Origin of the sequence: Crossiella sp. CA198 (assembly GCF_052078295.1) — a bacterium.
In the GTDB taxonomy this organism is placed as follows: Bacteria; Actinomycetota; Actinomycetes; order Mycobacteriales; family Pseudonocardiaceae; genus Crossiella.
Genome location: NZ_JBQJIM010000028.1, coordinates 91,286 through 112,652, shown reverse-complemented (window position 1 = coordinate 112,652; position 21,367 = coordinate 91,286). Strand labels below are relative to the sequence as shown.

Genomic DNA, 21,367 nt, shown 5'->3' with positions numbered 1-21,367 from the left:
CTGGTTCCCCCGTGCTCAGCGCTGTGCGGCGCGCTTGACGCTGGCCGCGTGCTCGGCGTCCTGCTGGTGGTAGTCGGTGACCGTGCCGCTGACCGCGGTGCCCAGCTCGCCCAGTGCCTTGGCCGCCGCGGCGATGCCGTCCAGGATCGTCTGCGCGGCCGGGGTCAGCGCGCCGGAGACCTCCGCGCCGATCTTGCCGAAGGCGTTGCCCGGCACCGCGTTGGCCCCGGCCAGCGTGCCGCTGCCGACCTTGCCGATTTCACCGGACATGCCCTTGGCCGCGTTGGCGTAACTCGTCAACGCGGCCGGGTCGACCTTGAAACCCTTCTCGGCCATCGCTCCCCGTCGCCTCTCCCCATGAGCCCCTGTGTGACCGGTTCGACGCGGGGGAGTGCCCTGCGGTTCCGGCCGGATAGCCCAGCTTGCCGCACGTCAGGCCGGTTGTGGGCGTGGATGGCCGGATTCACGCGACCGACTAGGTTGCACAGCCAGCTAGATGGCGGTACCTTCTAGTCGTGAGTCCGGTCGAGGTGCGGCAGGCGCAGTGGTTGCGCGGCGTGCTCGACCTGGCCGTGCTCGCCCTGCTCGCCGAGAGCGGGGAGAGCTACGGGTACCTGATCTCCCAGCAGCTGGCCGAGTCCGGTCTGGGTGAGGTCAAGGGCGGCACGCTGTACCCGTTGCTCAACCGGCTGGAGGAGGCCGGGCTGCTCAACAGCGCCTGGCGGGCCGGCGACGGCGGGCCGGGCCGCAAGTTCTACGAGATCAGCAGCGGCGGCAGGCGACTGCTCGCCGAGCACGCTCCACAGTGGACGGCCTTCGCGGGCGCGGCGACCACGGTCGTCCAGCGCGGCATGCGTGAGGCGGCGCTGAGCGGCTGAGATCGCCGCGATGAGACTTCGGTGGGGCCGGCGTCGGGGGCCGGCTCCACCGAGTTTGTGCTGACCCTTGCTCCGACCGGACCAACGATGATCACGGGTTGGCGGCACCGATCAAGCCCGTGAGCTGCGATCATGTGTTGATGGACGTTGCCGAGGGCTGGGGCCGGCTGAGGACCTGGCTGGCCGCGAGCGCGCCCACCACCCACGAACTCCTCCGGCCGGGCGCGGCGCCCGCCGAGGTCGAGGAGCTGCAACGCCGCCTGGGCCTGAGCTTCCCGGCTGACCTGTGCCGGTGGTGGACGCTGTGCGACGGCACCGAGCGCACCGAGTTCGCCGAGATCCTGCCGCCCTTCTACACCCCGCACAGCACCCGCAGCGCCTTCGACGCCAGAGAGTGGCGCCGGCTGCGTTACCGCGCGACCTGGGCCGAACCGGACGCCGAACCGGAGGCGGGCACCGCGGCCCGCAGCTTCCACCCGGCCTGGATGCCCATCGCCTTCGATGGCTGCGGCGACGCCCTGGTCGTCGACCTGCGGCCAGGCCCGCTGCACGGCTGCGTGCTGGAGTGGGACCAGGAACGCTCCGAGGTGCACAAGCCGGAGTGGCCCAGCCTGGCGGAGATGGTGTCCGAGGTGGCCGAGGCCCTGGAGACGGGCACCCCGGTGCGGCACAGTCAGCCGACCGTGACCCCGGACGGCAGGCTGGACTGGCGCATCCGCTGACCTCGGGTTTTCCCGCCTGTGCGGTGCTTTCCCGGATACGATGGGCTTGCACGTCGGGAGCACTGGGGGGCGGATGTACAACGTTGCAAAGGACCGGCCGTTCTTAGGCTGGTACGTGCTGGGGACGGTGGTCGGTGTGCTGCTGTTCGCCGCGGCCTTCCAGGGCCTGCTGCACACCGGGCAGGGGCGGACCGTGCTGACTGGCGACGAGCTGATTGACGCGGCAGGCACGGTGCTGAGCACGTTGAGCGGGGTGTCACTCGTGCTGGTTTTGTTCGCCGTCTCGGCCGGGCGCACCGGGCCGGAGCGGTCCAAGGCGCTGGCCAAGTGGGGTGTGCTGGCGGCGGTGGGGTTCGTCCTCTTCGTCGGCGCCACGGTCTTCGGCCAGGGACTCCTCTTCCACCAGCTGGGCCCGGAGGTGCGCCGGAGCGTGCTGGTGGACGTGCCGGCGCTGGTGCCGGTCGCACTGCTGCTCGCGGGCCTGCTGGCCGCGGGGCTGGTGAGCTGGGCCGGGGCGCTGGCGCACCGCAGGGTCCAGGCGAAGCGGGCGGCGAACGTGCAGCCGAGCCAGTACTGGCTGGACGTGCCGAGGTGAGCGGGGTGGGGGCGGCCGGAACCGCCCCCACCGTCGGTTCAGACGCCGGTCGGGTGCCAGACCGTCTTGTGCTCCAGGAAACCGCGCAGCCTGCTGATGTCCGGGGTGGCGGTCCAGTCCGGTTCCTTGGCCGGGGCGCGCAGCACGCGCTTGACCGTGCCCGCGGCCGAGCGCTCCAGGTCGGCCCTGGCTGCCACCGGCACGCCGGTGGGGTCGATCGCGTTCACGTCGGCGTGCTCGGCCAGCCACGGGGAGAGTTCCGCGGCCTTGCCGGTGAGCAGGTTGACCACGCCGCCGGGCAGGTCGGAGGTGGCCAGCACCTCGGACAGGGTGATCGCGGGCAGCGGGCGGTCCTCGCTGGTGACCACCACGCAGGTGTTGCCGGCGGCGATCACCGGGGCGACCACGCTGACCAGGCCCAGCAGCGAGGAGGCCTGCGGGGCGAAGACCGCGACCACGCCGGTGGGCTCGGGGGTGGTGAAGGAGAAGTACGGGCCTGCCACCGGGTTGGCCGAGCCGAGCACGGTGGCCAGCTTGTCCGTCCAGCCCGCGTACCAGACCCAGCGGTCCACCGCGGCGTCCACCAGGGTCTCCGCCTTCTTGGCGGCGATGCCCTCGGCGGTGGCCACCTCGGCGATGAACTGCTCCCGGCGGCCCTCCAGCATCTCGGCCACCCGGTAGAGCACCTGGCCGCGGTTGTACGCGGTGGCGCCGGACCATTTGGCGAAGGCCGACCGGGCCGCGCCCACGGCGTCCCGCGCGTCCTTGCGCGAGGCCAGGGACGCGTTGGCGAGGAACTTCCCGCGTGCGTCGTTCACCGGGTACACCCGTCCGGACTCGGAGCGGGGGAACTTCCCGCCCACGTACAGCTTGTAGGTCTTGGCCACGCTGATCCGCTCAGACATCGAGGTACGCCTCCAGACCCGCCCGGCCGCCCTCGCGGCCGAAGCCCGACTCGCCGAACCCGCCGAAGGGCGCGGTCGGGTCGAACCGGTTGAACGTGTTGGCCCACACCACACCGGCTCGCAGCTGCTCGGCCATCCACAGGATGCGCGAGCCCTTCTCGGTCCAGATCCCGGCGGAGAGGCCGTACGGGGTGTTGTTGGCCTTGGCCACCGCCTCGGCCGGGGTGCGGAAGGTCAGCACCGACAGCACCGGCCCGAAGATCTCCTCGCGGGCGATCCGCATGGCCTGCTGCACGCCGGAGAACACCGTGGGCGCGAAGTAGAAACCCTTGTCCGGCACCGGGCACGGGCTGGTCCAGCGCTCCGCGCCGTCGGCGTCACCGGAGGCCACCAGCTCGCGGATCCGGTCCAGCTGCGGCTTGGAGTTGATCGCGCCGATGTCGGTGTTCTTGTCCAGCGGGTCGCCGAGGCGCAGCGTGGACACCCTGGCCCGCAGCTTGGCCATCAGCTCCTCGGCGATGGACTCCTGCACCAGCAGCCGGGAGCCCGCGCAGCAGACGTGGCCCTGGTTGAAGAAGATGCCGTTGACGATGCCCTCGACCGCCTGGTCCAGCGGCGCGTCGTCGAAGACCACGTTGGCGGCCTTGCCGCCCAGCTCCAGGGTCAGCTTTTTCCCGGTGCCGGCCAGGGACTTCTGGATCAGCTTGCCGACGTCGGTGGAGCCGGTGAAGGCCACCTTGTCGATGCCGCCGTGGTTGACCAGCTCGCTGCCGACGTCACCGGCGCCGGGCAGGATGTTGACCACCCCGGCTGGCAGTCCGGCCTGCTGGCAGATCTCGGCGAAGACCAGCGCGGTCAGCGGCGTGGTCTCGGCGGGCTTGAGCACCACGGTGTTGCCGCAGGCCAGCGCGGGCGCGATCTTCCAGGCCAGCATCAGCAGCGGGAAGTTCCACGGGATGACCTGACCGGCAACGCCCAGCGGCTTCGGGTCCGGTCCGTACCCGGCGTAGCCGAGCTTGTCCGCCCAGCCGGCGTGGTGGAAGAAGTGCGCGGCCGCGGTCGGGATGTCGACATCCCGCGATTCCTTGATCGGCTTGCCGTTGTCCAGGCTCTCCAGCACCGCCAGCTCGCGGCCGCGCTCCTGCATGATCCGCGCGATCCGGAACAGGTACTTGGCCCGCTCGGCGCCGGGCATCCGGCCCCACACCTTGTCGTAGGCGCGCCGGGCCGCCTTGACCGCCTTGTCCACATCAGCTGGCGCGGCGGTGCTCACCTCGGCGAGCACCTCCTCGGTGGCCGGGTTCACCGTCTTGAGCGGCTCGCCCTCGCCGTCGACGAAGGCGCCGTCGAGGAACAGCTGGTAGTTCGCCTTGAGGTTGGCGATCGCCCTGGACTCCGGGGCCGGGGCGTACTCCCACACGGGATTGTTCATGGTCAGTCCACCGTCACGTAGTCGGGGCCGCTGTAGTGGCCCTCAAGCTGGGTCCGCCGCTGCATCAGCAGATCGTTGAGCAGGCTGGAGGCGCCGAACCGGAACAGCGTGTTGGTCAGCCATTCCGGGCCCGCGACCTCGTGCACCGCGACCAGGTACCGGATGGCGTCCTTGGTGGTGCGGATGCCGCCCGCGGGCTTGACCCCGCGCAGCTCGCCGGTCTGGTCCTTCCAGTCCCGCACCGCCTGCAGCATCAGGTGCGTGGTGGGCAGGGTGGCCGCGGGGGAGACCTTGCCGGTGGAGGTCTTGATGAAGTCGCCACCGGCCAGCAGCGCCAGCCAGGACGCGCGCCGGATGTTGTCGTAGGTGGCCAGCTCGCCGGTCTCCAGGATGACCTTGAGGTGCGCCGAGCCGCAGGCCGCCTTGACCGCCTTGATCTCGTCGAAGACCTGGCCGTAGCGCCCGGAGAGGAACGCGCCCCGGTCGATCACCATGTCGATCTCGGTCGCGCCCGCCTGCACCGCCAGTTCGGTGTCGGCCAGCTTCACCGTGCGGTTGGACCGGCCGGAGGGGAAGGCGGTGGCCACGCTGGCGATGCCGACCCCGCTCGCGCCCAGCGCCTCGACCGCGGTGGCCACCAGGTCGGGGTACACGCAGACCGCGCCGACCCTGGGCACCTCCGGGTACTCCGGATCGGGCCTGCGGGCCTTCGCGCACAGGGTGCGCACCTTGCCCTGGGTGTCCGCGCCCTCCAGCGTGGTCAGGTCGACCATGCTGATGGCGGTGTCGATGGCCCAGAGCTTGGATGCCTTCTTGATGCTCCGGGTGGCCAGGGTCGCGGCGCGCTGTTCGAGCCCGACCGCGTCGACGCCGGGCAGGCCGTGCAGGAACCGGCGCAGTGCGGTGTCGTCCCTGGTCGCGTCGGCCAGTTCAGGAGGGAGCGCCGGTCCACCGGAGGGGGCGGGTACGCCCGGTCCGGCAGCCGTCGCCGATGACGGTGCAGCCATGCGCCAGAGTCTAGGGTCGTGACCCGGCTCACCCGGTAATCCATCCACAACCGGCAGTTCAAGACCCAAATGGCCTACCGCGCTACCGTCTTCGACCATGGACGTTCTCGTCGTCGAACACCCGCTGGCCCGCGCCCGTCTGACCACCATGCGCGACGCGAGGACCGACAGCGCGGCCTTCCGCGCCGCGCTCCAGGAACTCACCCAGATGCTGATCTACGAGGCCATGCGGGCGGCGCCGGTCGCGGTGGAGCGCATCCACACCCCGGTGGCGCGCACCGACGGTTTCCGGCTGGCCAACCCGCCGCTGCTGGTGCCGGTGCTGCGGGCCGGGCTGGGCATGGCCGACCAGGCGCACAACCTGATCCCGGACGCCCAGATGGGCTTTGTCGGGCTGGCCCGCGACGAGCAGACGCTGCAGCCGACCCCGTACCTGGAGTCGCTGCCAGCGGACCTGGCCGGGCGCCCGGTGCTGGTGCTGGACCCGATGCTGGCCACCGGCGGCTCGATGATCTACACGATCCGGCTGCTGGTGGACCGGGGCGCCACCGACATCACCGCGGTGTGCGTGCTGGCCGCGCCGGAAGGGGTGGAAAAACTCGCCTCCGCGGGCCTTCCGGTGCGGGTGGTCACCGCCAGCGTGGACGAACGGCTCAATGACTCCGGGTTCATCGTGCCCGGCCTCGGTGACGCCGGGGACCGCCTGTACGGGGCGGTGTAACCGCAGCTCCCAGCCGGTCAACCCGCCGAAGGGCCTCCTCGCGACAGTCGTGAGGAGGCCCTTTGAGTTAGCCCGTTCGTGGGTCCGTTTGGACCAGTGCACACATGGCCGGTTGGCCCAAACGGTTGGGGTTGAACGACTTTCGCGTTTTGCTAGGCCGAACGAGTGACTGATTGGTCTAGACCTTGACGTTCTGTGGTCTGAACCACATGGTGATTGCAAGCGCGGGAACACCGCGCAAGCACCACCTGAGTTTCGCCGCCGCCTCGCACGTGCTCCATCCACGCCATGGGTCCGCCAACCCAGGGAGCCCTGAAGAGATGAGGTCGCGATGGCTGCCGCAGATCGCCGTACCCGCGTCAAGACTCCCTGCGCCCGGCTGACCGAGGTGACCGGCTTCCGGCCGGCTCCGGGGTGCCGTTAGTCCCCCGGAGCCCGGCCGGTCTCACCGCACCTCCAGTCTCACCACCCCTGCTGCGCCTTTCGCTCCTGACGCGAGGAGAGACATGCCCATCCGCCGATGGCGTGCCACCGCGATGCTGACCGCCCTGCTGCTCACCCTGGTGGGCCTGGCCGCCCTGCCCGCTCACGCGGCGACCGGGGTGACCGCGAAGTTCACCAAGACCTCCGGCTGGGAAACCGGCTACGAGGGCAGGTTCACCGTCACCAACAACGGCCCGGCCTCGATCGCGAGCTGGACCGTGGAGTTCGACCTGCCTGCCGGTCAGCGGCTCGGTTCGCTGTGGGAGGCCACGCACACCGTCAGCGGCCAGCACGTGACCGCGAAAAGCCAGTCCTGGAACGGGAATCTGGCCGCCGGTCAGTCCGCGAGCTTCGGTTTCGGCGTCCAGTTCACCGGCGCCTACGCCGACCCCTCCGGCTGCAAGGTCAACGGCGCCTCCTGTGACGGCGGCAGCGGCGAGCCCGACACCCAGGCGCCCAGCGCGCCCGGCCAGCCGAGTGTGACCAGCGTCAGCAGCTCCAGCATCTCGCTGAGCTGGCCTGCCAGCACCGACAACGTCGGCGTCACCGGCTACGAGATCCTCGGCGCCAGTGGCGTGGTCGCCACCGCGACCGGCGCCTCGGCCACCGTGACCGGCCTGGCCGCGGACACCTCCTACAGCTTCACCGTGCGGGCCAAGGACGCCGCCGGGAACACCTCCGCGGCCAGCCCCTCGGTCAGCGGCAAGACCGCCACCGGCGGCGGCGACCCTGGCCCCGGCGGCAACCGCAAGGTCGGCTACTACACCCAGTGGAGCGTCTACGACCGCGCCTACCACGTGAAGAACCTGGACACCTCCGGCACCGCGGCCCGGCTGACCCACCTCAACTACGCCTTCGGCAACGTCAACGCCGAGGGCAAGTGCTTCCAGGTCAACCAGGCTGGCCAGGGCGACTCCTGGGCCGACTACCAGCGCAGGCTGCCGGCCGAGCAGGCCGTTGACGGCGTCGCCGACGTCTACAACCAGCCCCTGGCAGGCAACCTGAACCAGCTCAAGAAGCTCAAGGCCAAGTACCCGAACCTGCGGGTGCTGATCAGCCTTGGCGGCTGGACCTGGTCCAAGTACTTCTCCAACGCCGCGCTCACCGACGCCTCCCGCAAGGCCCACGTCAGCTCCTGCATCGACATGTGGATCAAGGGCAACCTGCCGGTCATGGGCGGCGACCCGCAGGGCGGACCGGGCTCCGGCGCCGGCATCTTCGACGGCGTCGACCTCGACTGGGAGTGGCCAGGCTCCGAGGGCAACACCGGCAACATCGTGCGGCCCGAGGACAAGCGCAACTTCACCCTGCTGGCCGCGGAGTACCGGACGCAGCTGGCCGCGCTCGGCGCGAGCACCGGCAAGAAGTACGACCTGACCGCGTTCCTGCCCGCCGACCCGCGCAAGGTCGACGCCGGGTTCGAGGTCGGCGAGGTCGTGAAGAACCTGACCTTCGGCAACGTCCAGGGCTATGACTTCCACGGTGGCTGGGAGAAGGTGGCCAACCAGCAGTCCTCGGTCAAGCACCCCGCGGGCGACCCCAGCCCGACCGCCTACTCCGACGAGATCGCGGTGGACGCCTGGCTCAGCCGGGGCGCGCCCGCGAACTGGGTCGTGCTCGGCGTGCCCTTCTACAGCCGGGGCTGGACCGGGGTGACCAACGCCAACAACGGTCTCTTCCAGGCCGCCACCGGTCCCGCGCCGGGCAGCTTCGAGGCAGGCATCGAGGACTACAAGAAGATCAAGAACCTGATCGCTTCCGGCTACACGGTGCACCGCGACACCACCGCGGGACACGCCTGGCTGTTCAACGGCAGCACCTTCTGGACCTTCGACGATCCCACCGAGATCACCAGGAAGGTCAACTGGGCCAAGAGCAAGGGCCTGGGCGGCGCGATGATCTGGTCCCTCGACGGCGACACCGCGGACGGTGAGCTGATCAAGGCCCTGGCCACCGCGCTCGGCTAGGAAAACCACGGTCGCGGCCCGGGAATCCCTGCCCCCGGGCCGCGACCACCCCCCGGAATCAAGGAGAAGTGCTCGCAGATGAGGACCACTCAGCGCCGTGGCCGGATCGCCGCGGTCGTTGTCACCACCTTGGCCGGTCTCCTGGCGTCACTGGGACCGGCAGCCGTGGCCGACGAGGCCGCGGCCGAGCACTGGGGGCAGTCCCAGCGCAGGGTCGGCTACTACACGCAGTGGAGCGCCAACCAGTTCGGCTACACCGTGAACAAGCTGGTCAGCTCCGGCACCGCCGGCAAGCTCAGCCACCTCAACTACGCCTTCGGCAACGTCAGCGAGGAGGGCAAGTGCTTCGCCAGCAGCACCACCGGACTCGGTGACGCCAAGGCCGACTACCAGCGGCTGCACACCGCGGCCGAATCGGTGGACGGGGTGGCGGACAAGCCGGAGCAGGCCCTGGCTGGCAACTTCAACCAGATCCGCAAGCTGAAGAAGAAGTACCCCAACCTCAAGGTCAACATCAGCCTTGGCGGCTGGACCTGGTCCAGGTACTTCTCCAACGCGGTGCTCACCGACGCCTCCCGCAAGGCGTTCGTGAAAAGCTGCGTCGACCTCTACCTCAAGGGCGACCTGCCCCAGCTGGACGGACTGGCCCAGGGCGGCCAGGGCGCGGCCGCCGGGCTGTTCGACGGCATCGACCTGGACTGGGAGTGGCCCGGCGCGGCGGGCGCGCCCGGGAACGTGGTCCGGCCCGAGGACAAGCAGAACTTCACCCTGGCACTGGCCGAGTTCCGCGGGCAGTTCGCCGAACTGTCCTGGCGCACCGGCAAGCGCTACGAGCTGACCGCCTTCCTGCCGGCCGGAGCGGGCACCCTGGACGCGGGCATCGAGGTGCCCAAGGTGTTCCGGCTGCTGGACTTCGCCACCATCCAGGGCTACGACATCCACGGCGCCTGGGACCCGGTGACCAACCACCAGTCCGCCATCCACGCCCCGGACAACGACCCCACACCCGGCAAGCTCGACCTGGACCAGGTGATCAAGGACTACCTGGACCGCGGCGCGCCCCGGCGTTCGCTGGTGCTCGGCGTGCCCTTCTACGGGCGTGGCTGGACCGGCGTGACCGGCGGCGGCAACGGCCTGTTCCAGCAGGCCACCGGCTGCGCGCCCAGCACGCACGAGTGCGGCTACCTGAACTACAACAAGATCAAGCAGCTGCCCGGGTTCACCCTGCACCGGGACCCGAAGGCGGCCACCGGCTGGCTGTATGACGGCAGCACGTTCTGGAACTTCGACGACCCGGTCTCCATCGGGGCGAAGACGCGCTACATCCGGCAGCAGAAGCTGGGTGGCGCCATGGTCTGGTCGCTGGACGGTGACACCGACAACGGTGAGCTGTTCTCGGCGATCCACAGAGGACTGTCCTAGACGGACAGTTCAGCGAGGCCCGGGGAACCGTTGGCGGCGGGGTGTCCCGGGCCTCGCGCCCTCTGTCATTGCGACAGGGGCGCGAGCCAGCCGCGGGTGTGCGCGGCCATCGCCCGCCGGTAGTTCCGCTCCGCGTCTGGCCCGGACACCAGCCGCCCGGCCAGCTCCAGGCTGACCAGGCCGTGGGTCAGTCCCCAGACCGAGTTGGCCAGCTCCTCCGGCGACTCCGCCACGAACACGCCCGCCTCGATGCCCCGGCGCACCACCGAGAGCAGCGGCGCCAGGGTGCTCATCGCGGCCGCGATGGTCTCCTCGTCCGGCTCGAAGTCCAGTTCCAGTGAGCTGAACAGCACCGGGTACAGGTTCGGGTCGGCCAGTGCGGCGGCCCGGTAGGCCAGCCCGAGTTGGGTCAGGTCGTGCGCGGGGTCCGCGGTCACCGGCACCGCGGCCTGCCACCGCCCGAAGCGCCGGAACGCCTCCAGGTACAGCTCGCGCAGCAGCCCCGGCTTGCCGCCGAAGAGCGAGTAGACCGCGGTGGTGGAGGTGCCGACGTCCTGGGCGAGCCCGCGCAGGCCCAGTGCGCCGGGGCCCTGGGCGGCCAGCAGTTGCCCGGCCCGGTCGAGCAGCTTCCCGCGCAGCGCTTCGTCGTGCGTCTTCGGTCGAGGCACCGCACAATCGTACCGGAACACTGTTACGTAACCCGAATGGACGTATCTGACCTCTGGATACGGTGATACCAGATCGGTACCATCCCCCGCATGGCCATGACGCTGCGGCTGACCGAAGAGGAGAATCGGCAACTCGACGAGCTAGCCACCGTCGAGGGCCGCTCCAAACAGGAGATCGTGCGCCTGGCGCTGGCCGACCGGTGGTCCCGGTTGCACAAGGAGCAACAGCTCTCCGATGCGCTGGAACGTGTTCTTCCCCGCTATCGGGGATTGCTGGAAAGGCTCGGCTCGACCTGATTTTCTGGTATTCCCTGGCTAGTGATCACTTATCTGGATGCCAGCGACCTGCTCGTGCTGGCCACCGCGGTCACTGGGGGTGACCTTGTGGTGCGCGACGTCGGACTGCTGGACTCCGCCGCGCACCGACCTCGTGCCGCCGTGCTCGGCGTCGAGGCGTACGCGACGCTCTGGCTGAAGGCCGCCGCTCTGCTCGATTCGATTGTGCGCACCCGTCCGCTGCTGGAAGGGAACTGGCGACTGGGCTGGGTTGCCGCGGTGACCCTGTGTGACATCAACGGCTGGTGGATCGACGCCGACGAGGATGAGGCGCTCGACGTCGTCCGCGATCTGGGCCGCGGTCTGATCGAAGTTTCTGAAGTGGCCGACCGGTTTGAGGAGTGGGCCAGTCCCAAGGACGAGGACTGAGCGAAAACCCGTTCGTGGATCCGGCTTGACCTGGAGTGCACTCCAGCTCCTACCGTCGACGACGTGAGCTACTCCATCGCCCAGGCAGCCGAGCGCAGCGGGTTGTCCGTGGACACCCTGCGGTACTACGAGCGCATCGGCCTGTTGGACCCGCCCGCCAGGGACTCCGGCGGGCGGCGGTCCTACTCCGATGACGACCTGGGCTGGCTGGTGTTCCTCACCAAACTCCGGCTGACCGGCATGCCGATCCGGATGATGCGGGAATATGCCCAGCTCCGGCATCGCGGCGCGGCCAGCTACGGCCGCCGCAAGGCGATCCTGACCGACCAGCGCACCTCGGTGCGCGAGCGCATCGCCGAGCTGCAGGCCTGCCTGGACGTCCTGGACTACAAGATCGAGCACTACGACCAGATCGAGCAGCAGATGACCGCGGCCGAGCTGATCCACGAGGAGGCGAGCGCATGACCACCCTGCCCACCCGGAACATCGGTGCGTTGCAGGTCGGGGCCCAGGGCCTGGGCTGCATGGGGATGAGCGAGTTCTACGGCGAGACCGACGACGCCACCTCGATCCAGGTGATCCACCGCGCGCTGGACCTCGGCGTGACCCTGCTGGACACCGCGGACGTCTACGGTCCGCACCGCAATGAGGAGCTTCTCGGCCGGGCCATCAAGGACCGGCGGGACCAGGTCACCCTGGCCACCAAGTTCGGCATCGTGCGCACTGCCGACCCGCACGAGCGCGGGGTCCGCGGCGACGCCGCCTACGTGCGGGAAGCCGCCGAGGCCTCGCTGCGCAGGCTCGGCGTGGACCACATCGACCTGTACTACCAGCACCGGGTCGACCCGAAGGTCCCGATCGAGGAGACCGTGGGCGCGATGGCGGAGCTGGTGGCGCAGGGCAAGGTGCGGTACCTGGGCCTGTCCGAGGCGAGCGCGGCCACCCTGCGCCGGGCACACGCGGTGCACCCGATCACCGCGCTGCAGACCGAATGGTCGCTGTGGACCCGCGACCTGGAGGCGGAGATCCTGCCTGCCGCGCGGGAGCTGGGCATCGGGCTGGTCCCGTACTCCCCGCTCGGCCGCGGCTTCCTGACTGGCAAGTACGCCAGCACCAAGGACTTCGACGCGAACGACTTCCGGGTGATCGGACAGCCCCGGTTCAGTGAGGAGAACCTGGCCCGCAACCTCGGCATCGTGCGCGCGCTGGAGGCCATCGCGGCCGGGCGCGGGGTGACCACCGGTCAGCTCGCCCTGGCCTGGGTGCAGTCCCGCGGCCAGGACGTGGTGCCGATCCCGGGCACCAAGCGGCTGAAGTACCTGGAGGAGAACATCGCCGCGGCCACGATCACCCTCACCGCCGAGGAGATCGCCTCGGTCGAGGCCGCCGTGCCCGCCGAGGAGATCGCCGGCAGCCGCTACCCCGACCAGGGCATGACCCTCCTCAACGGCTGACCGTCGAGTTGGCCCAACTCGTACGCCCACTTGGCCCAACTCGGCGTACGAGTTGGGCCAAGTGGGGCGTCAGGGGGCGGTGAGCAGGGCTGTGATGGCCTCGCGGACCTTGGCCAGGCGGGACTTGCCCTCGGCGCGGGCCTGGGGGAGGGCGTCGTGGCCGGTGACCGGGGTGACCACCTCCAGGTACGCCTTCACCTTGGGCTCGGTGCCGGAGGGGCGGATCAGCACCCGCAGGCCCTCGGCCCGCAGCACCAGCACATCCGCCTTGGGCTCCAGATCGGTCTGGCTGACCTCGGCGCCGCCCAGCTCGGTGATCGGCGTGCCGCGGAACCGGCGCATGGTGGCGCCGATCAGCGCCAGGTCGGCCACCCGCAGCGACACCTGGTCGGTCAGGTGCAGCCCGTGCGCCACGGCCAGGTCGTCCAGCGCGTCCAGCAGGTCACGGCCCTCGGCCTTGAGCGTGGCGGCCAGGTCGCAGGCGAGCACGGCGGCGCTGATGCCGTCCTTGTCCCGCACGTAGTCCGGGTCCACGCAGTGACCCAGCGCCTCCTCGTAGGCATAGACCAGACCGGTGCCGTTGCCATCGCCGGCGCGCACCAGCCACTTGAACCCGGTGAGCGTCTCGTCGTAGCGCGCGCCGTGCGCCTTGGCCACCGAGCGCAGCAGTTCCGAGGACACGATCGTGGTCGCCACCAACGGATCCGGGTGCGCCTGTCTGTCCAATGTGGACAGAACCTGGTTGCCGAGCAGCACGCCGGTCTCATCGCCGCGCAGCATCCGCCAGCCGTCCGGGCCGCGCACGCCCAGCGCGCACCGGTCCGCGTCCGGGTCCAGCGCGATCGCCAGATCGGCCTCGACCTCGGCGGCCAGCGCGAGCACTTCGTCGGTGGCGCCCGGCTCCTCCGGATTGGGGAAGGAGACGGTCGGGAAGTCCGGGTCCGGGCTGGCCTGCGACTCGACCAGGTGCAGATCGGTGAAACCGGCCCGCTCCAACACTTCCAGCAACGTCTCCGAGCCCACCCCGTGCAACGCGGTCACCGCGACCCGCAGCTCCCGCGCCTTCCCGCGCGGCAGGCCGGCCGCCCGGTCCGCGTAGGCCTCGATCAGGTCCTCGCCCACCGGCTGCCAGGCGGCGATCCTGGGCACCGAGACCGCGGCGGGCACCTTGGCGATGGCCGCCTCGATCTGCCGGTCCGCCGGCGGCACGATCTGCGCGCCCGCGTCCAGGTAGACCTTGTAACCGTTGTCCGCCTTCGGGTTGTGCGAGGCGGTCACCTGCACCCCGGCCACCGCGCCGATCGCGCGCACCGCGAAGGCCAGCACCGGGGTCGGCAGCGGCCGGGGCAGCACCCGCACGTCGAAGCCCGCGCCGGTGAGCACCTCGGCCACGTCGGAGCAGAAGTTCTCCGAGCCGTGCCGGGCGTCCCGGCCGACCACGACCAGCCCGCCGGAGCGGCCCTGCACCCGCAGGTACTCGGCCAGGCCGGCGGTGGTGCGCACCACGACCGAGCGGTTCATCCCGTTCGGCCCGGCCCGCAGCGGTCCGCGCAGCCCGGCCGTGCCGAACTGCAACGGCCCGGCCATCCGGTCGGCCAGTGCGGCCACCGCGGACTCATCGCCCGCCATCGCCGAGGCCAGCACCTTCTGCAGCTCCAGCCGGGCATCAGGGTCGACGTCATCGGCGATCCAGCGGAACGCGGCGTCGCGCAGCTCCGTGCCCAGCTTCGTCATGCGCGCTCCACGAGCTTCCGCAGCAGCTCGCCCATCTCGGTGGCCGCGGCCTTGCCCGCCTCCAGGACCTCGATGTGGTTGAGCGGCTCACCGGTGATGCCCGCGGCCAGGTTGGTCACCAGGGACAGCCCGAACACCTCGGCGCCGGCGGCGCGGGCGGCGATAGCCTCCAGCACGGTGGACATGCCGACCAGGTCCGCGCCCATGGTGCGCAGCATCCGGATCTCGGCCGGGGTCTCGAAGTGCGGACCTGGCAGCCCGGCGTAGACGCCCTCCTCCAGTGAGGAGTCGATCTCCTTGGCGATCCCGCGCAGCCGCGGCGAGTACAGGTCGGTGAGGTCGACGAACCTGGCGCCCACCAGCGGCGAGGCCGCGGTCAGGTTCAGGTGGTCGCTGATCAGCACCGGCTGGCCGACCCGCATGCCCTGGCGCAGGCCACCGGCGGCGTTGGTCAGCACCACCGTGGTGCAACCGGCCGTGGTGGCCACCCGCACGCCGTGCACGGTCTGCGGGATGCCCCTGCCCTCGTAGTAGTGCGTGCGGCCGAGCAGCACCAGCACGTTCTTCTCGCCCACCCGGACCGAGCGGACGGTGCCGCCGTGGCCGACCACGTTGGGCGCGACGAAACCGGGTAGTTCGCCGATGGGGACCTCGGCGACCACCTCGCCGAGCACATCGGCGGCGGGCCGCCAGCCGGAGCCGAGCACCAGGGCGATGTCGTGCGTGGCGATGCCGGTGCGAGCGGCCAGTTCCGCGGCAGCGGCGGCGGCCGCCGCGTCGGGGTCCGCCGCGGGGCTCACGTTCAGAGAAGTGCTTGTCTCGGTCACACCAAGGACCCTAGCCAGCGGGGATGAAGCTGGCAGCCATCGGCCCGAACAGCTCCTTCTGCCCGGTGTCCTCGGACTCGGTGGGCACGGTGACCTGCACCACCCACAGATCCCGCACCTTGGGCAGTAGCAGCAGGTAGGTGGAGCGCCGGACCAGGTTGCCCTCGCCGACGTCGGGCTGCTTGGCCATGGTGGTGAGCGGTCCGGGGTCGGCGACCCGGTACAGCAACTCGACGGAGGCCTCCGGCGAATCCTGGGCCTTGGTCCCGGTCCGGGCCGGCGTCTCGTTGTAGGTGCCCTGGGGGCTGACCGCGTTGCGCGCCAGGCTGCTCAGGAAGTTCGTCAGCCGGAACTGCGGGTAGTAGTTGGCGAAGCGCTCGATCACCAGCTCCTGCCGTCCGTCGGCGGAGACGAAACGCACCGCGGCGCTGACCGCGGGCGAGCCGACCCGCAGCTCGCGGAAGGTGGTCCAGTCCTTGGGCACGTTCACGGTGAACTCGCCGCCGCTGTCGTTGGGCGTGCTGCTGGCCCGTTCGGTGCGCGGCTCCAGACCCAGCACCGGGGACAGCAGCCGCTCGGTGGTGTGGACGGGTTCGGTCGTGGGCAGCACTGGTTTGCCGCCGAGCACCCTGGCCAGCGCGAACCCGCCGCCGCTTGCACCGGTGAACAGCACGAAGGCCAGCGCGGCGAGTAGAACCTTGCCCGCGCGCGAGCGGCGTTTGGGCTCGCCGGCGCTGGTCAGGAACGGCAGCGGGCCGGGGTCGCTGGCCAGCAGCGCGGGCAGCACCCCGGAGCCGGGGGTGGGCGTGCGCGGCTGTTCCAGCAGTTCGGCGGACTCCGGCTGGAGGTCCTTGGGCTTCACCTCGAACAGGCGCTCACCGGGTTCGGGCAGCAGCGGGTGCAGCAGCCTGCGCACCTCGGCCAGGGACATCCGGGAGCCGGTTTCCTTGGTCATCAGCCCGGCGATCACCGGGTGCAGTGGGTGCCCGGCGTCGATCTGCGGCACCTCGCCGTGCACCACCTCGGTGACGGTGTCCAGCGGGTCGCCGTCGGCGTCATAGGGCGGCCGCGCCTCCAGCGCCGCGAACAGCGTCGCGCCCAGTCCCCACAGGTCGGCCGAGGGCGTGGCCGGATCGCCGGAGGCCACCTCGGGTGAGATGAACGCGGGCGTGCCGAGCATGATCCCGGTGCTGGTCAGCGTGTGGTCGCTGACGCTGCGGGCGATGCCGAAGTCGGTGAGCTTGATCTGCCCGTCCACCCCGACCAGCACGTTGCCGGGTTTGACGTCGCGGTGGGTGACCCCGGCCCGGTGCGCGGCCTCCAGCGCGGCGGCCACCGCGTCGCCGATGGCCGCGGCCTGCGTGGTGGACAGCGGGCCCTGGTCGCGGACGAGTTCGGCCAGGCTGAGCGAGGGCAGCAGCTCCATCACCACGAACGGCTCGCCGTCCTGGCGGACCACGTCGTAGAGGGTGATCACGTTGGGGTGGGAGAGCACCGCGATGGCCCGCGCCTCGCGCAGGGTCCGCTCGCGCAGCGCGTCCGCCTCCGGCACCGGGATGCCAGGGGGCAGCCGGACCTCCTTGACCGCGACCCGGCGGCCGAGCATCTCGTCGTGCGCCGACCACACCGTGCCCATCGCGCCCCGGCCGAGCAGCCCGTTCAGCCGGTAGCGCTCGGCGATGCGGCGGACCGGCAAGTCCGGCTCGACCGGGACATCGGTCGGCTCGGGCTGGTCGGAGGGGGTGTCAGCGGGTGGCACAAGGTCCATTTTGCACGTTCGCCCGCTCGGCCGGACGCTGGCGCGCTCCGCCACCGGCGGCGCATGATGCCGCGCTATGGCACTCACCATCGGCATCGACTCCTCGACCCAGTCCACCAAGGCCCTCGTCGTCGAGGCCGAGACCGGCCAGGTGATCGCACAGGGCCGGGCCGCGCACCCGGACGCCACCGAGGTCGACCCGAGGGTCTGGCTGGCGGCCTGCCGGGACGCGCTCGCCCAGGCCACCGCCGGGCTGCCGGGACCGGTCCGCGCGCTGGCGGTGGGCGGGCAGCAGCACGGCCTGGTCACCGTGGACGCCGAGGGCGCGCCGGTGCGGCCCGCGCTGCTGTGGAACGACCTGCGCTCGGCCCCGGAGGCGGCCGAACTGGCCGCCGGGCTGGGCGGGCCGGGGGAGTGGGCGCGGCGGACCGGCTCGGTGCCCGGCCCGAGTTTCACCGTGACCAAGCTGGCCTGGCTGGCCAGGCACGAGCCCGCACTCGCCGACCGGGTGGCCAGGGTGCTGCTGCCGCACGACTGGCTGACCGCCCAGCTCGCCGAACCTGGCCAGGCGCCCGCGACCGACCGCGGCGACGCCTCCGGCACCGGCTACTTCGCCCCGGCCACCGGCGAGTGGCTGCCGGAGATCCTCACCGCCGCCTTCGGTCGCGTGCCGGAGCTGCCGCGCATCCTCGGCCCGGCGGAAAGCGCAGGTCAGACGCCGGAAGGCTGGCTGCTCGGCGCGGGCACCGGGGACAACATGGCCGCCGCGCTCGGCCTGGGCGCCGGGCCAGGCGACGTGGTGGTCTCGCTGGGCACCTCGGGCACGGTGTTCGCGGTGGCCGAGCAGCCTGCCGCGGACGCCAGTGGCGCGGTGGCCGGGTTCTGCGACGCCACCGGCCGCTACCTGCCGCTGGTCTGCACGCTCAACGCGGCCAGGGTGCTCACCGCGACCGCCCAGCTGCTCGGCGTGGACCTGGCCGGACTGGACCGGCTGGCGCTGGCCGCGGCGCCGGGCGCGGGCGGACTGGTGCTGCTGCCCTACCTGGACGGCGAGCGCACCCCGGACCTGCCGACCGCCTCCGGCACGCTGACCGGGCTGCGCCGGGCCAACATGACCCCGGAGAACCTGGCCAGGGCCGCGGTCGAGGGCATGCTCTGCGGGCTGGCCGACGGGCTGGCCGCGTTGCGCGCGCACGGGGTCGAGGTGCGCCGGGTGCTGCTGGTCGGCGGGGCGGCCCGCTCGGCCGCGGTGCGCGCGGTCGCGCCGGGACTCTTCGCCGCGCCGGTGGAGGCGCCCGAGCCCGCTGAGTACGTGGCGCTGGGCGCGGCCAGGCAGGCCGCCTGGGCCGCGGCGGGTACTGCGGAGCCGCCGGTGTGGCAGCTGCGCTCCGAGCCCTGCCCGGCCGCGAACCCGGACGATTACGCCGAGGTCCGGGCGGCCTATTCCTCCGCCCGGGGTCAAGTACACGATTACTGATGGACTGAACGGGTGATCCACTCATCAGCGGGGTGACGTGCGGCCGTTCAGCCGATAGGCAGTCCGGGCGGGGTCAGGTTGACCTGCGGCCGTCGGAGTCTTAGTTTGACTGGGCAACAAACGAATCGAGGTGCAGGGTGCAGGGTCCGGACCGTCCCGCCGACCATGCCGGCTTGCGCAAGGCGAACCTGGCCCTGGTGCTTCGTGCGTTGCGGGCCGACGGGCCACAGTCCCGCGCCCGGCTGGCCCGGATGACCGGGCTCAACAAGGCCACCATGTCCAGCCTGGTCGCCGAACTCGAGCAGCGCAGGCTGGTCCGGCTCGGCGCGGTGGTCGGCGGCGCCATCGGCAGGCCGGGACAACTGGTCGAGCTGCGCCCGCGCACCGTGTGCGGCATCGGCCTGGAGGCCAACGTCGACTACGCCGCGGTCGCCGTGCTCGACCTCTCCGGCGACCTGGTGCTGCACCGCAGGGTGCCCACCGACGTGGTCGGGCTGGGCGCGGTCGCCGCGGTCGACCTGCTGGCCGGCCTGGCCGCCGAGGCCCGCCGCACGGTGGAGGCCATGGGCGGCTGGGTCGCCGGGGTCACCGCCGCGGTGCCCGGCCTGGTGGACGTGGACGGCGGCGTGGTCCGGTTCGCGCCCAACCTGCACTGGCGGGACGCGCCCGTGGTCGACCAGCTCAGCGCCAGCCTGGACCTGCCTGCCGGGCGGATCGCGGTGGACAACGACGCCAACCTGTCCGCGGTGGCCGAGCACGTCACCGGGGTGGCCGCGGGCGCGACCGACCTGCTCTACCTGACCGGCGAGGTCGGCGTGGGCGGCGGCGTGATCGCCGACGGACGGCTGCTGCGGGGCGCCACCGGGTTCACCGGCGAGGTCGGGCACATGCCACTGGATCCCGCCGGCGCGGACTGCGGCTGCGGGCGCACGGGCTGCTGGGAGACCCAGGTCGGCCTCGGCGCGTTGCTGCGCTCGGTCGCCGAGGAGGACGACCCGGTCCGTGATCCCTCGCTTGACCTGGAGAAACGGCTGGCCACCATTGTCGGCCGGGCCCGCGATGGGGACCAGCGCACGCTGGCCGCGCTGGAGCGGATAGGCGCCGCGCTCGGCGTTGGCGCGTCCATCCTGGTCAACATCCTCAACCCGGCCGCGGTGGTGCTCGGCGGCTACTTCGCGGTGCTCGCCGACTGGCTGATCGCCCCGGCCGAGCGCGAGCTGACCGCCAGGGTGGTCGCCACCGGGGCCGAACAGCCCGCCACCTGCCGCCTGCTGCCCTCGGATCTTGGCTTCACCGCGGCCGTGCGCGGCGGCGCGTACGCGGCCATGGAGCACGTGCTGACCGACCCGACGCTGGCCCCCGTGCCCGCGCCGGGCAACCGCTGGGAACTCGTCCCAGCACAGTCCACAGTGGACAGCCGGAGGTAGTCGTGCGCACTGATCCCTATCGGCCGCGGCCGGAACACCGCTTCAGCTTCGGGCTGTGGACGGTCGGCTGGCGCGGCAACGACCCCTTCGGCGAGCCCACCCGGCCCGTCATGGAACCCGGGCACGCGCTGGGCAAACTGGCCGAGCTGGGCGCGTGGGGGGTGAGCCTGCACGACGACGACCTCATCCCGTTCGGCGCCGACGACCTCAGCCGAGGGCGCATCCTGGACCGCTTCCGCAAGGCGCTGGCCGACACCGGGCTGGCCGTGCCGATGCTGACCACCAACCTGTTCACCCACCCGGTGTTCAAGGACGGCGCGTTCACCGCCAACGACCGCGATGTGCGCCGGTTCGCGCTGCGCAAGACCCTGCGCAACCTGGACCTGGCCGCCGAGCTGGGCGCGGGCGTGTACGTGCTGTGGGGCGGGCGCGAGGGCGCGGAGACCCCGGTGGCCAAGGACGCCAGGGTCGCGCTGGACCGCTACGCGGAGGCGGTGGACCTGCTCTGCGGGTACGTGCGCGAGCAGGGCTACGACATCCGGTTCGCGCTGGAGCCCAAGCCGAACGAGCCGCGCGGGGACATCCTGCTGCCCACCATCGGGCACGCGCTGGCCTTCATCGAGCGGCTGGCACATCCCGAGCTGGTCGGGGTGAACCCGGAGGTCGGGCACGAGCAGATGGCCGGGCTGTCGGTGCCGCACGGGGTGGCCCAGGCGCTGTGGGCCGGCAAGCTGTTCCACATCGACCTCAACGGCCAGACCGGGCCGCGTTACGACCAGGACCTGCGCTTCGGCAACGGCGACGTCAAGGCCGCCTTCCACCTGGTCGACCTGCTGGAACGGGCAGGCTACGACGGTCCCCGGCACTTCGACTTCAAGCCCGCGCGCACCGAGGACGAGCACGGCGTGTGGGCCGCCGCGGCCGCCTGCATGCGCAACTACCTGATCTTCGCCGAGCGGGCGGCGGCCTTCCACGCCGATCCCGAGGTGGCCGCGGCCAAGGAGGCGTCCCGGATCGGCGCGCTGGCCGTGCCCACCCTGCTGCCAGGGGAGGACCTGGCCGGACTGCGGGCCGAGTCCTTTGACCCGGAGTCGGCGGCAGAACGTGGAATGGGGTACGAGCGACTCGATCAGTTGGCACTCGACCACCTGTTCGGGGTGCGCTGAACTCACGATCCGCCACCA

Annotated in this window: 21 protein-coding genes; 13 read left to right on the top strand and 8 right to left on the bottom strand. The window is 71.5% G+C overall.

The annotated features are described in order from the left end of the window. Positions 1-15 precede the first annotated feature (15 nt). Positions 16-336: a hypothetical protein gene (locus ACTOWY_RS37040; protein WP_441314243.1), complete on the bottom strand. Its 321-nt coding sequence runs from the start codon at positions 334-336 to the stop codon at positions 16-18. 179 nt (positions 337-515) lie between these two features. Between ACTOWY_RS37040 and ACTOWY_RS37035 the strand changes: the two genes are divergently transcribed. The 3 genes from ACTOWY_RS37035 (at position 516) to ACTOWY_RS37025 (ending at position 2,195) form a co-directional block, all read left to right on the top strand. After that, positions 516-878 (top strand): PadR family transcriptional regulator, encoded by a 363-nt coding sequence (locus ACTOWY_RS37035; RefSeq protein WP_441314242.1) that lies wholly within the window; start codon positions 516-518, stop codon positions 876-878. Positions 879-1,018: 140 nt separating this feature from the next. After that, positions 1,019-1,600: an SMI1/KNR4 family protein gene (locus ACTOWY_RS37030; RefSeq protein ID WP_441314241.1), complete on the top strand. Its 582-nt coding sequence runs from the start codon at positions 1,019-1,021 to the stop codon at positions 1,598-1,600. 73 nt (positions 1,601-1,673) lie between these two features. Further along, complete coding sequence (locus ACTOWY_RS37025; protein ID WP_441314240.1) at positions 1,674-2,195, top strand: hypothetical protein; 522 nt, start codon at positions 1,674-1,676, stop codon at positions 2,193-2,195. A 38-nt stretch (positions 2,196-2,233) separates the two neighbouring features. On the opposite strand, the gene ACTOWY_RS37020 is transcribed toward ACTOWY_RS37025, so the two are convergent. The 3 genes from ACTOWY_RS37020 to deoC are packed head-to-tail and all read right to left on the bottom strand — an operon-like array spanning position 2,234 to position 5,539. Then, positions 2,234-3,100, bottom strand: a complete 867-nt coding sequence (locus tag ACTOWY_RS37020) for an aldehyde dehydrogenase family protein (RefSeq protein ID WP_247763278.1) — start codon at positions 3,098-3,100, stop codon at positions 2,234-2,236. Further along, the gene (locus ACTOWY_RS37015; RefSeq protein WP_441314239.1) at positions 3,093-4,532 is read right to left on the bottom strand and encodes an aldehyde dehydrogenase family protein; all 1,440 of its coding nucleotides are present in this window, start codon (positions 4,530-4,532) and stop codon (positions 3,093-3,095) included. Before ACTOWY_RS37015 ends, ACTOWY_RS37020 begins: the two co-directional genes overlap by 8 nt. 2 nt (positions 4,533-4,534) lie before the next feature. Continuing rightward, positions 4,535-5,539 carry a deoxyribose-phosphate aldolase gene (gene deoC / locus ACTOWY_RS37010; protein WP_441314238.1) on the bottom strand — a complete coding sequence of 335 codons (1,005 nt, stop codon included), beginning with the start codon at positions 5,537-5,539 and terminating at the stop codon, positions 4,535-4,537. Positions 5,540-5,636: 97 nt separating this feature from the next. Between deoC and upp the strand changes: the two genes are divergently transcribed. The 3 genes from upp to ACTOWY_RS36995 all read left to right on the top strand — a co-directional run bounded on the left by upp (position 5,637) and on the right by ACTOWY_RS36995 (position 10,132). Further along, entirely contained in the window at positions 5,637-6,260 is a 624-nt protein-coding gene (gene upp, locus ACTOWY_RS37005; RefSeq protein ID WP_247763280.1) for a uracil phosphoribosyltransferase, read from the top strand. A gap of 506 nt (positions 6,261-6,766) precedes the next feature. Continuing rightward, the gene (locus ACTOWY_RS37000; protein WP_441314237.1) at positions 6,767-8,710 is read left to right on the top strand and encodes a glycosyl hydrolase family 18 protein; all 1,944 of its coding nucleotides are present in this window, start codon (positions 6,767-6,769) and stop codon (positions 8,708-8,710) included. Between the two features lie 78 nt (positions 8,711-8,788). Further along, on the top strand, positions 8,789-10,132 hold the full coding sequence (locus ACTOWY_RS36995) for a glycoside hydrolase family 18 protein (RefSeq protein ID WP_441314236.1): 1,344 nt from the start codon (positions 8,789-8,791) through the stop codon (positions 10,130-10,132). Positions 10,133-10,197: 65 nt separating this feature from the next. On the opposite strand, the gene ACTOWY_RS36990 is transcribed toward ACTOWY_RS36995, so the two are convergent. Continuing rightward, positions 10,198-10,800 (bottom strand): TetR/AcrR family transcriptional regulator, encoded by a 603-nt coding sequence (locus ACTOWY_RS36990; RefSeq protein ID WP_441314235.1) that lies wholly within the window; start codon positions 10,798-10,800, stop codon positions 10,198-10,200. A 90-nt stretch (positions 10,801-10,890) separates the two neighbouring features. Here ACTOWY_RS36990 and ACTOWY_RS36985 point away from each other — a divergent pair, with 90 nt between their 5' ends. From ACTOWY_RS36985 to ACTOWY_RS36970, 4 genes are all read left to right on the top strand, one after another. Beyond that, positions 10,891-11,097: a ribbon-helix-helix protein, CopG family gene (locus ACTOWY_RS36985; RefSeq protein WP_185001644.1), complete on the top strand. Its 207-nt coding sequence runs from the start codon at positions 10,891-10,893 to the stop codon at positions 11,095-11,097. 21 nt (positions 11,098-11,118) lie between these two features. Next, on the top strand, positions 11,119-11,505 hold the full coding sequence (locus ACTOWY_RS36980) for a type II toxin-antitoxin system death-on-curing family toxin (RefSeq protein ID WP_185001645.1): 387 nt from the start codon (positions 11,119-11,121) through the stop codon (positions 11,503-11,505). A gap of 63 nt (positions 11,506-11,568) precedes the next feature. Continuing rightward, positions 11,569-11,970 (top strand): MerR family transcriptional regulator, encoded by a 402-nt coding sequence (locus ACTOWY_RS36975; protein WP_441314234.1) that lies wholly within the window; start codon positions 11,569-11,571, stop codon positions 11,968-11,970. Further along, positions 11,967-12,959, top strand: a complete 993-nt coding sequence (locus ACTOWY_RS36970) for an aldo/keto reductase (protein ID WP_441314233.1) — start codon at positions 11,967-11,969, stop codon at positions 12,957-12,959. The genes ACTOWY_RS36975 and ACTOWY_RS36970 overlap by 4 nt, the downstream gene beginning before the upstream one ends. 69 nt (positions 12,960-13,028) lie before the next feature. On the opposite strand, the gene ACTOWY_RS36965 is transcribed toward ACTOWY_RS36970, so the two are convergent. Genes ACTOWY_RS36965 through ACTOWY_RS36955 form a run of 3 tightly spaced genes read right to left on the bottom strand, consistent with a single transcriptional unit; the run spans position 13,029 to position 17,156 of the window. Continuing rightward, positions 13,029-14,693 (bottom strand): phospho-sugar mutase, encoded by a 1,665-nt coding sequence (locus ACTOWY_RS36965; RefSeq protein ID WP_441314232.1) that lies wholly within the window; start codon positions 14,691-14,693, stop codon positions 13,029-13,031. Then, complete coding sequence (locus ACTOWY_RS36960) at positions 14,690-15,493, bottom strand: purine-nucleoside phosphorylase (RefSeq protein WP_441314254.1); 804 nt, start codon at positions 15,491-15,493, stop codon at positions 14,690-14,692. Before ACTOWY_RS36960 ends, ACTOWY_RS36965 begins: the two co-directional genes overlap by 4 nt. A 37-nt stretch (positions 15,494-15,530) precedes the next feature. After that, positions 15,531-17,156 (bottom strand): serine/threonine-protein kinase, encoded by a 1,626-nt coding sequence (locus ACTOWY_RS36955; RefSeq protein WP_441314253.1) that lies wholly within the window; start codon positions 17,154-17,156, stop codon positions 15,531-15,533. A 199-nt stretch (positions 17,157-17,355) separates the two neighbouring features. On the opposite strand from ACTOWY_RS36955, the gene xylB reads away from it, so the two are divergent. From xylB to xylA, 3 genes are all read left to right on the top strand, one after another. Further along, complete coding sequence (xylB, locus tag ACTOWY_RS36950) at positions 17,356-18,756, top strand: xylulokinase (RefSeq protein WP_441314231.1); 1,401 nt, start codon at positions 17,356-17,358, stop codon at positions 18,754-18,756. 173 nt (positions 18,757-18,929) lie between these two features. After that, positions 18,930-20,183: an ROK family protein gene (locus ACTOWY_RS36945; RefSeq protein WP_441314230.1), complete on the top strand. Its 1,254-nt coding sequence runs from the start codon at positions 18,930-18,932 to the stop codon at positions 20,181-20,183. 2 nt (positions 20,184-20,185) lie between these two features. Further along, positions 20,186-21,349, top strand: a complete 1,164-nt coding sequence (gene xylA / locus ACTOWY_RS36940) for a xylose isomerase (protein ID WP_441314229.1) — start codon at positions 20,186-20,188, stop codon at positions 21,347-21,349. Positions 21,350-21,367: the final 18 nt, after the last annotated feature.

What these genes read in the sequence shown, in the direction of transcription:
- ACTOWY_RS37040 (WP_441314243.1), bottom strand. Translation starts at nt 336, where the DNA reads ATGGCCGAGAAGGGTTTCAAGGTCGACCCGGCCGCGTTGACGAGTTAC.
- ACTOWY_RS37030 (WP_441314241.1), top strand. Translation starts at nt 1,019, where the DNA reads ATGGACGTTGCCGAGGGCTGGGGCCGGCTGAGGACCTGGCTGGCCGCG.
- ACTOWY_RS37025 (WP_441314240.1), top strand. Translation starts at nt 1,674, where the DNA reads ATGTACAACGTTGCAAAGGACCGGCCGTTCTTAGGCTGGTACGTGCTG.
- ACTOWY_RS37020 (WP_247763278.1), bottom strand. Translation starts at nt 3,100, where the DNA reads ATGTCTGAGCGGATCAGCGTGGCCAAGACCTACAAGCTGTACGTGGGC.
- ACTOWY_RS37015 (WP_441314239.1), bottom strand. Translation starts at nt 4,532, where the DNA reads ATGAACAATCCCGTGTGGGAGTACGCCCCGGCCCCGGAGTCCAGGGCG.
- deoC (WP_441314238.1), bottom strand. Translation starts at nt 5,539, where the DNA reads ATGGCTGCACCGTCATCGGCGACGGCTGCCGGACCGGGCGTACCCGCC.
- upp (WP_247763280.1), top strand. Translation starts at nt 5,637, where the DNA reads ATGGACGTTCTCGTCGTCGAACACCCGCTGGCCCGCGCCCGTCTGACC.
- ACTOWY_RS37000 (WP_441314237.1), top strand. Translation starts at nt 6,767, where the DNA reads ATGCCCATCCGCCGATGGCGTGCCACCGCGATGCTGACCGCCCTGCTG.
- ACTOWY_RS36995 (WP_441314236.1), top strand. Translation starts at nt 8,789, where the DNA reads ATGAGGACCACTCAGCGCCGTGGCCGGATCGCCGCGGTCGTTGTCACC.
- ACTOWY_RS36985 (WP_185001644.1), top strand. Translation starts at nt 10,891, where the DNA reads ATGGCCATGACGCTGCGGCTGACCGAAGAGGAGAATCGGCAACTCGAC.
- ACTOWY_RS36970 (WP_441314233.1), top strand. Translation starts at nt 11,967, where the DNA reads ATGACCACCCTGCCCACCCGGAACATCGGTGCGTTGCAGGTCGGGGCC.
- ACTOWY_RS36965 (WP_441314232.1), bottom strand. Translation starts at nt 14,693, where the DNA reads ATGACGAAGCTGGGCACGGAGCTGCGCGACGCCGCGTTCCGCTGGATC.
- ACTOWY_RS36955 (WP_441314253.1), bottom strand. Translation starts at nt 17,156, where the DNA reads ATGGGCACGGTGTGGTCGGCGCACGACGAGATGCTCGGCCGCCGGGTC.
- xylB (WP_441314231.1), top strand. Translation starts at nt 17,356, where the DNA reads ATGGCACTCACCATCGGCATCGACTCCTCGACCCAGTCCACCAAGGCC.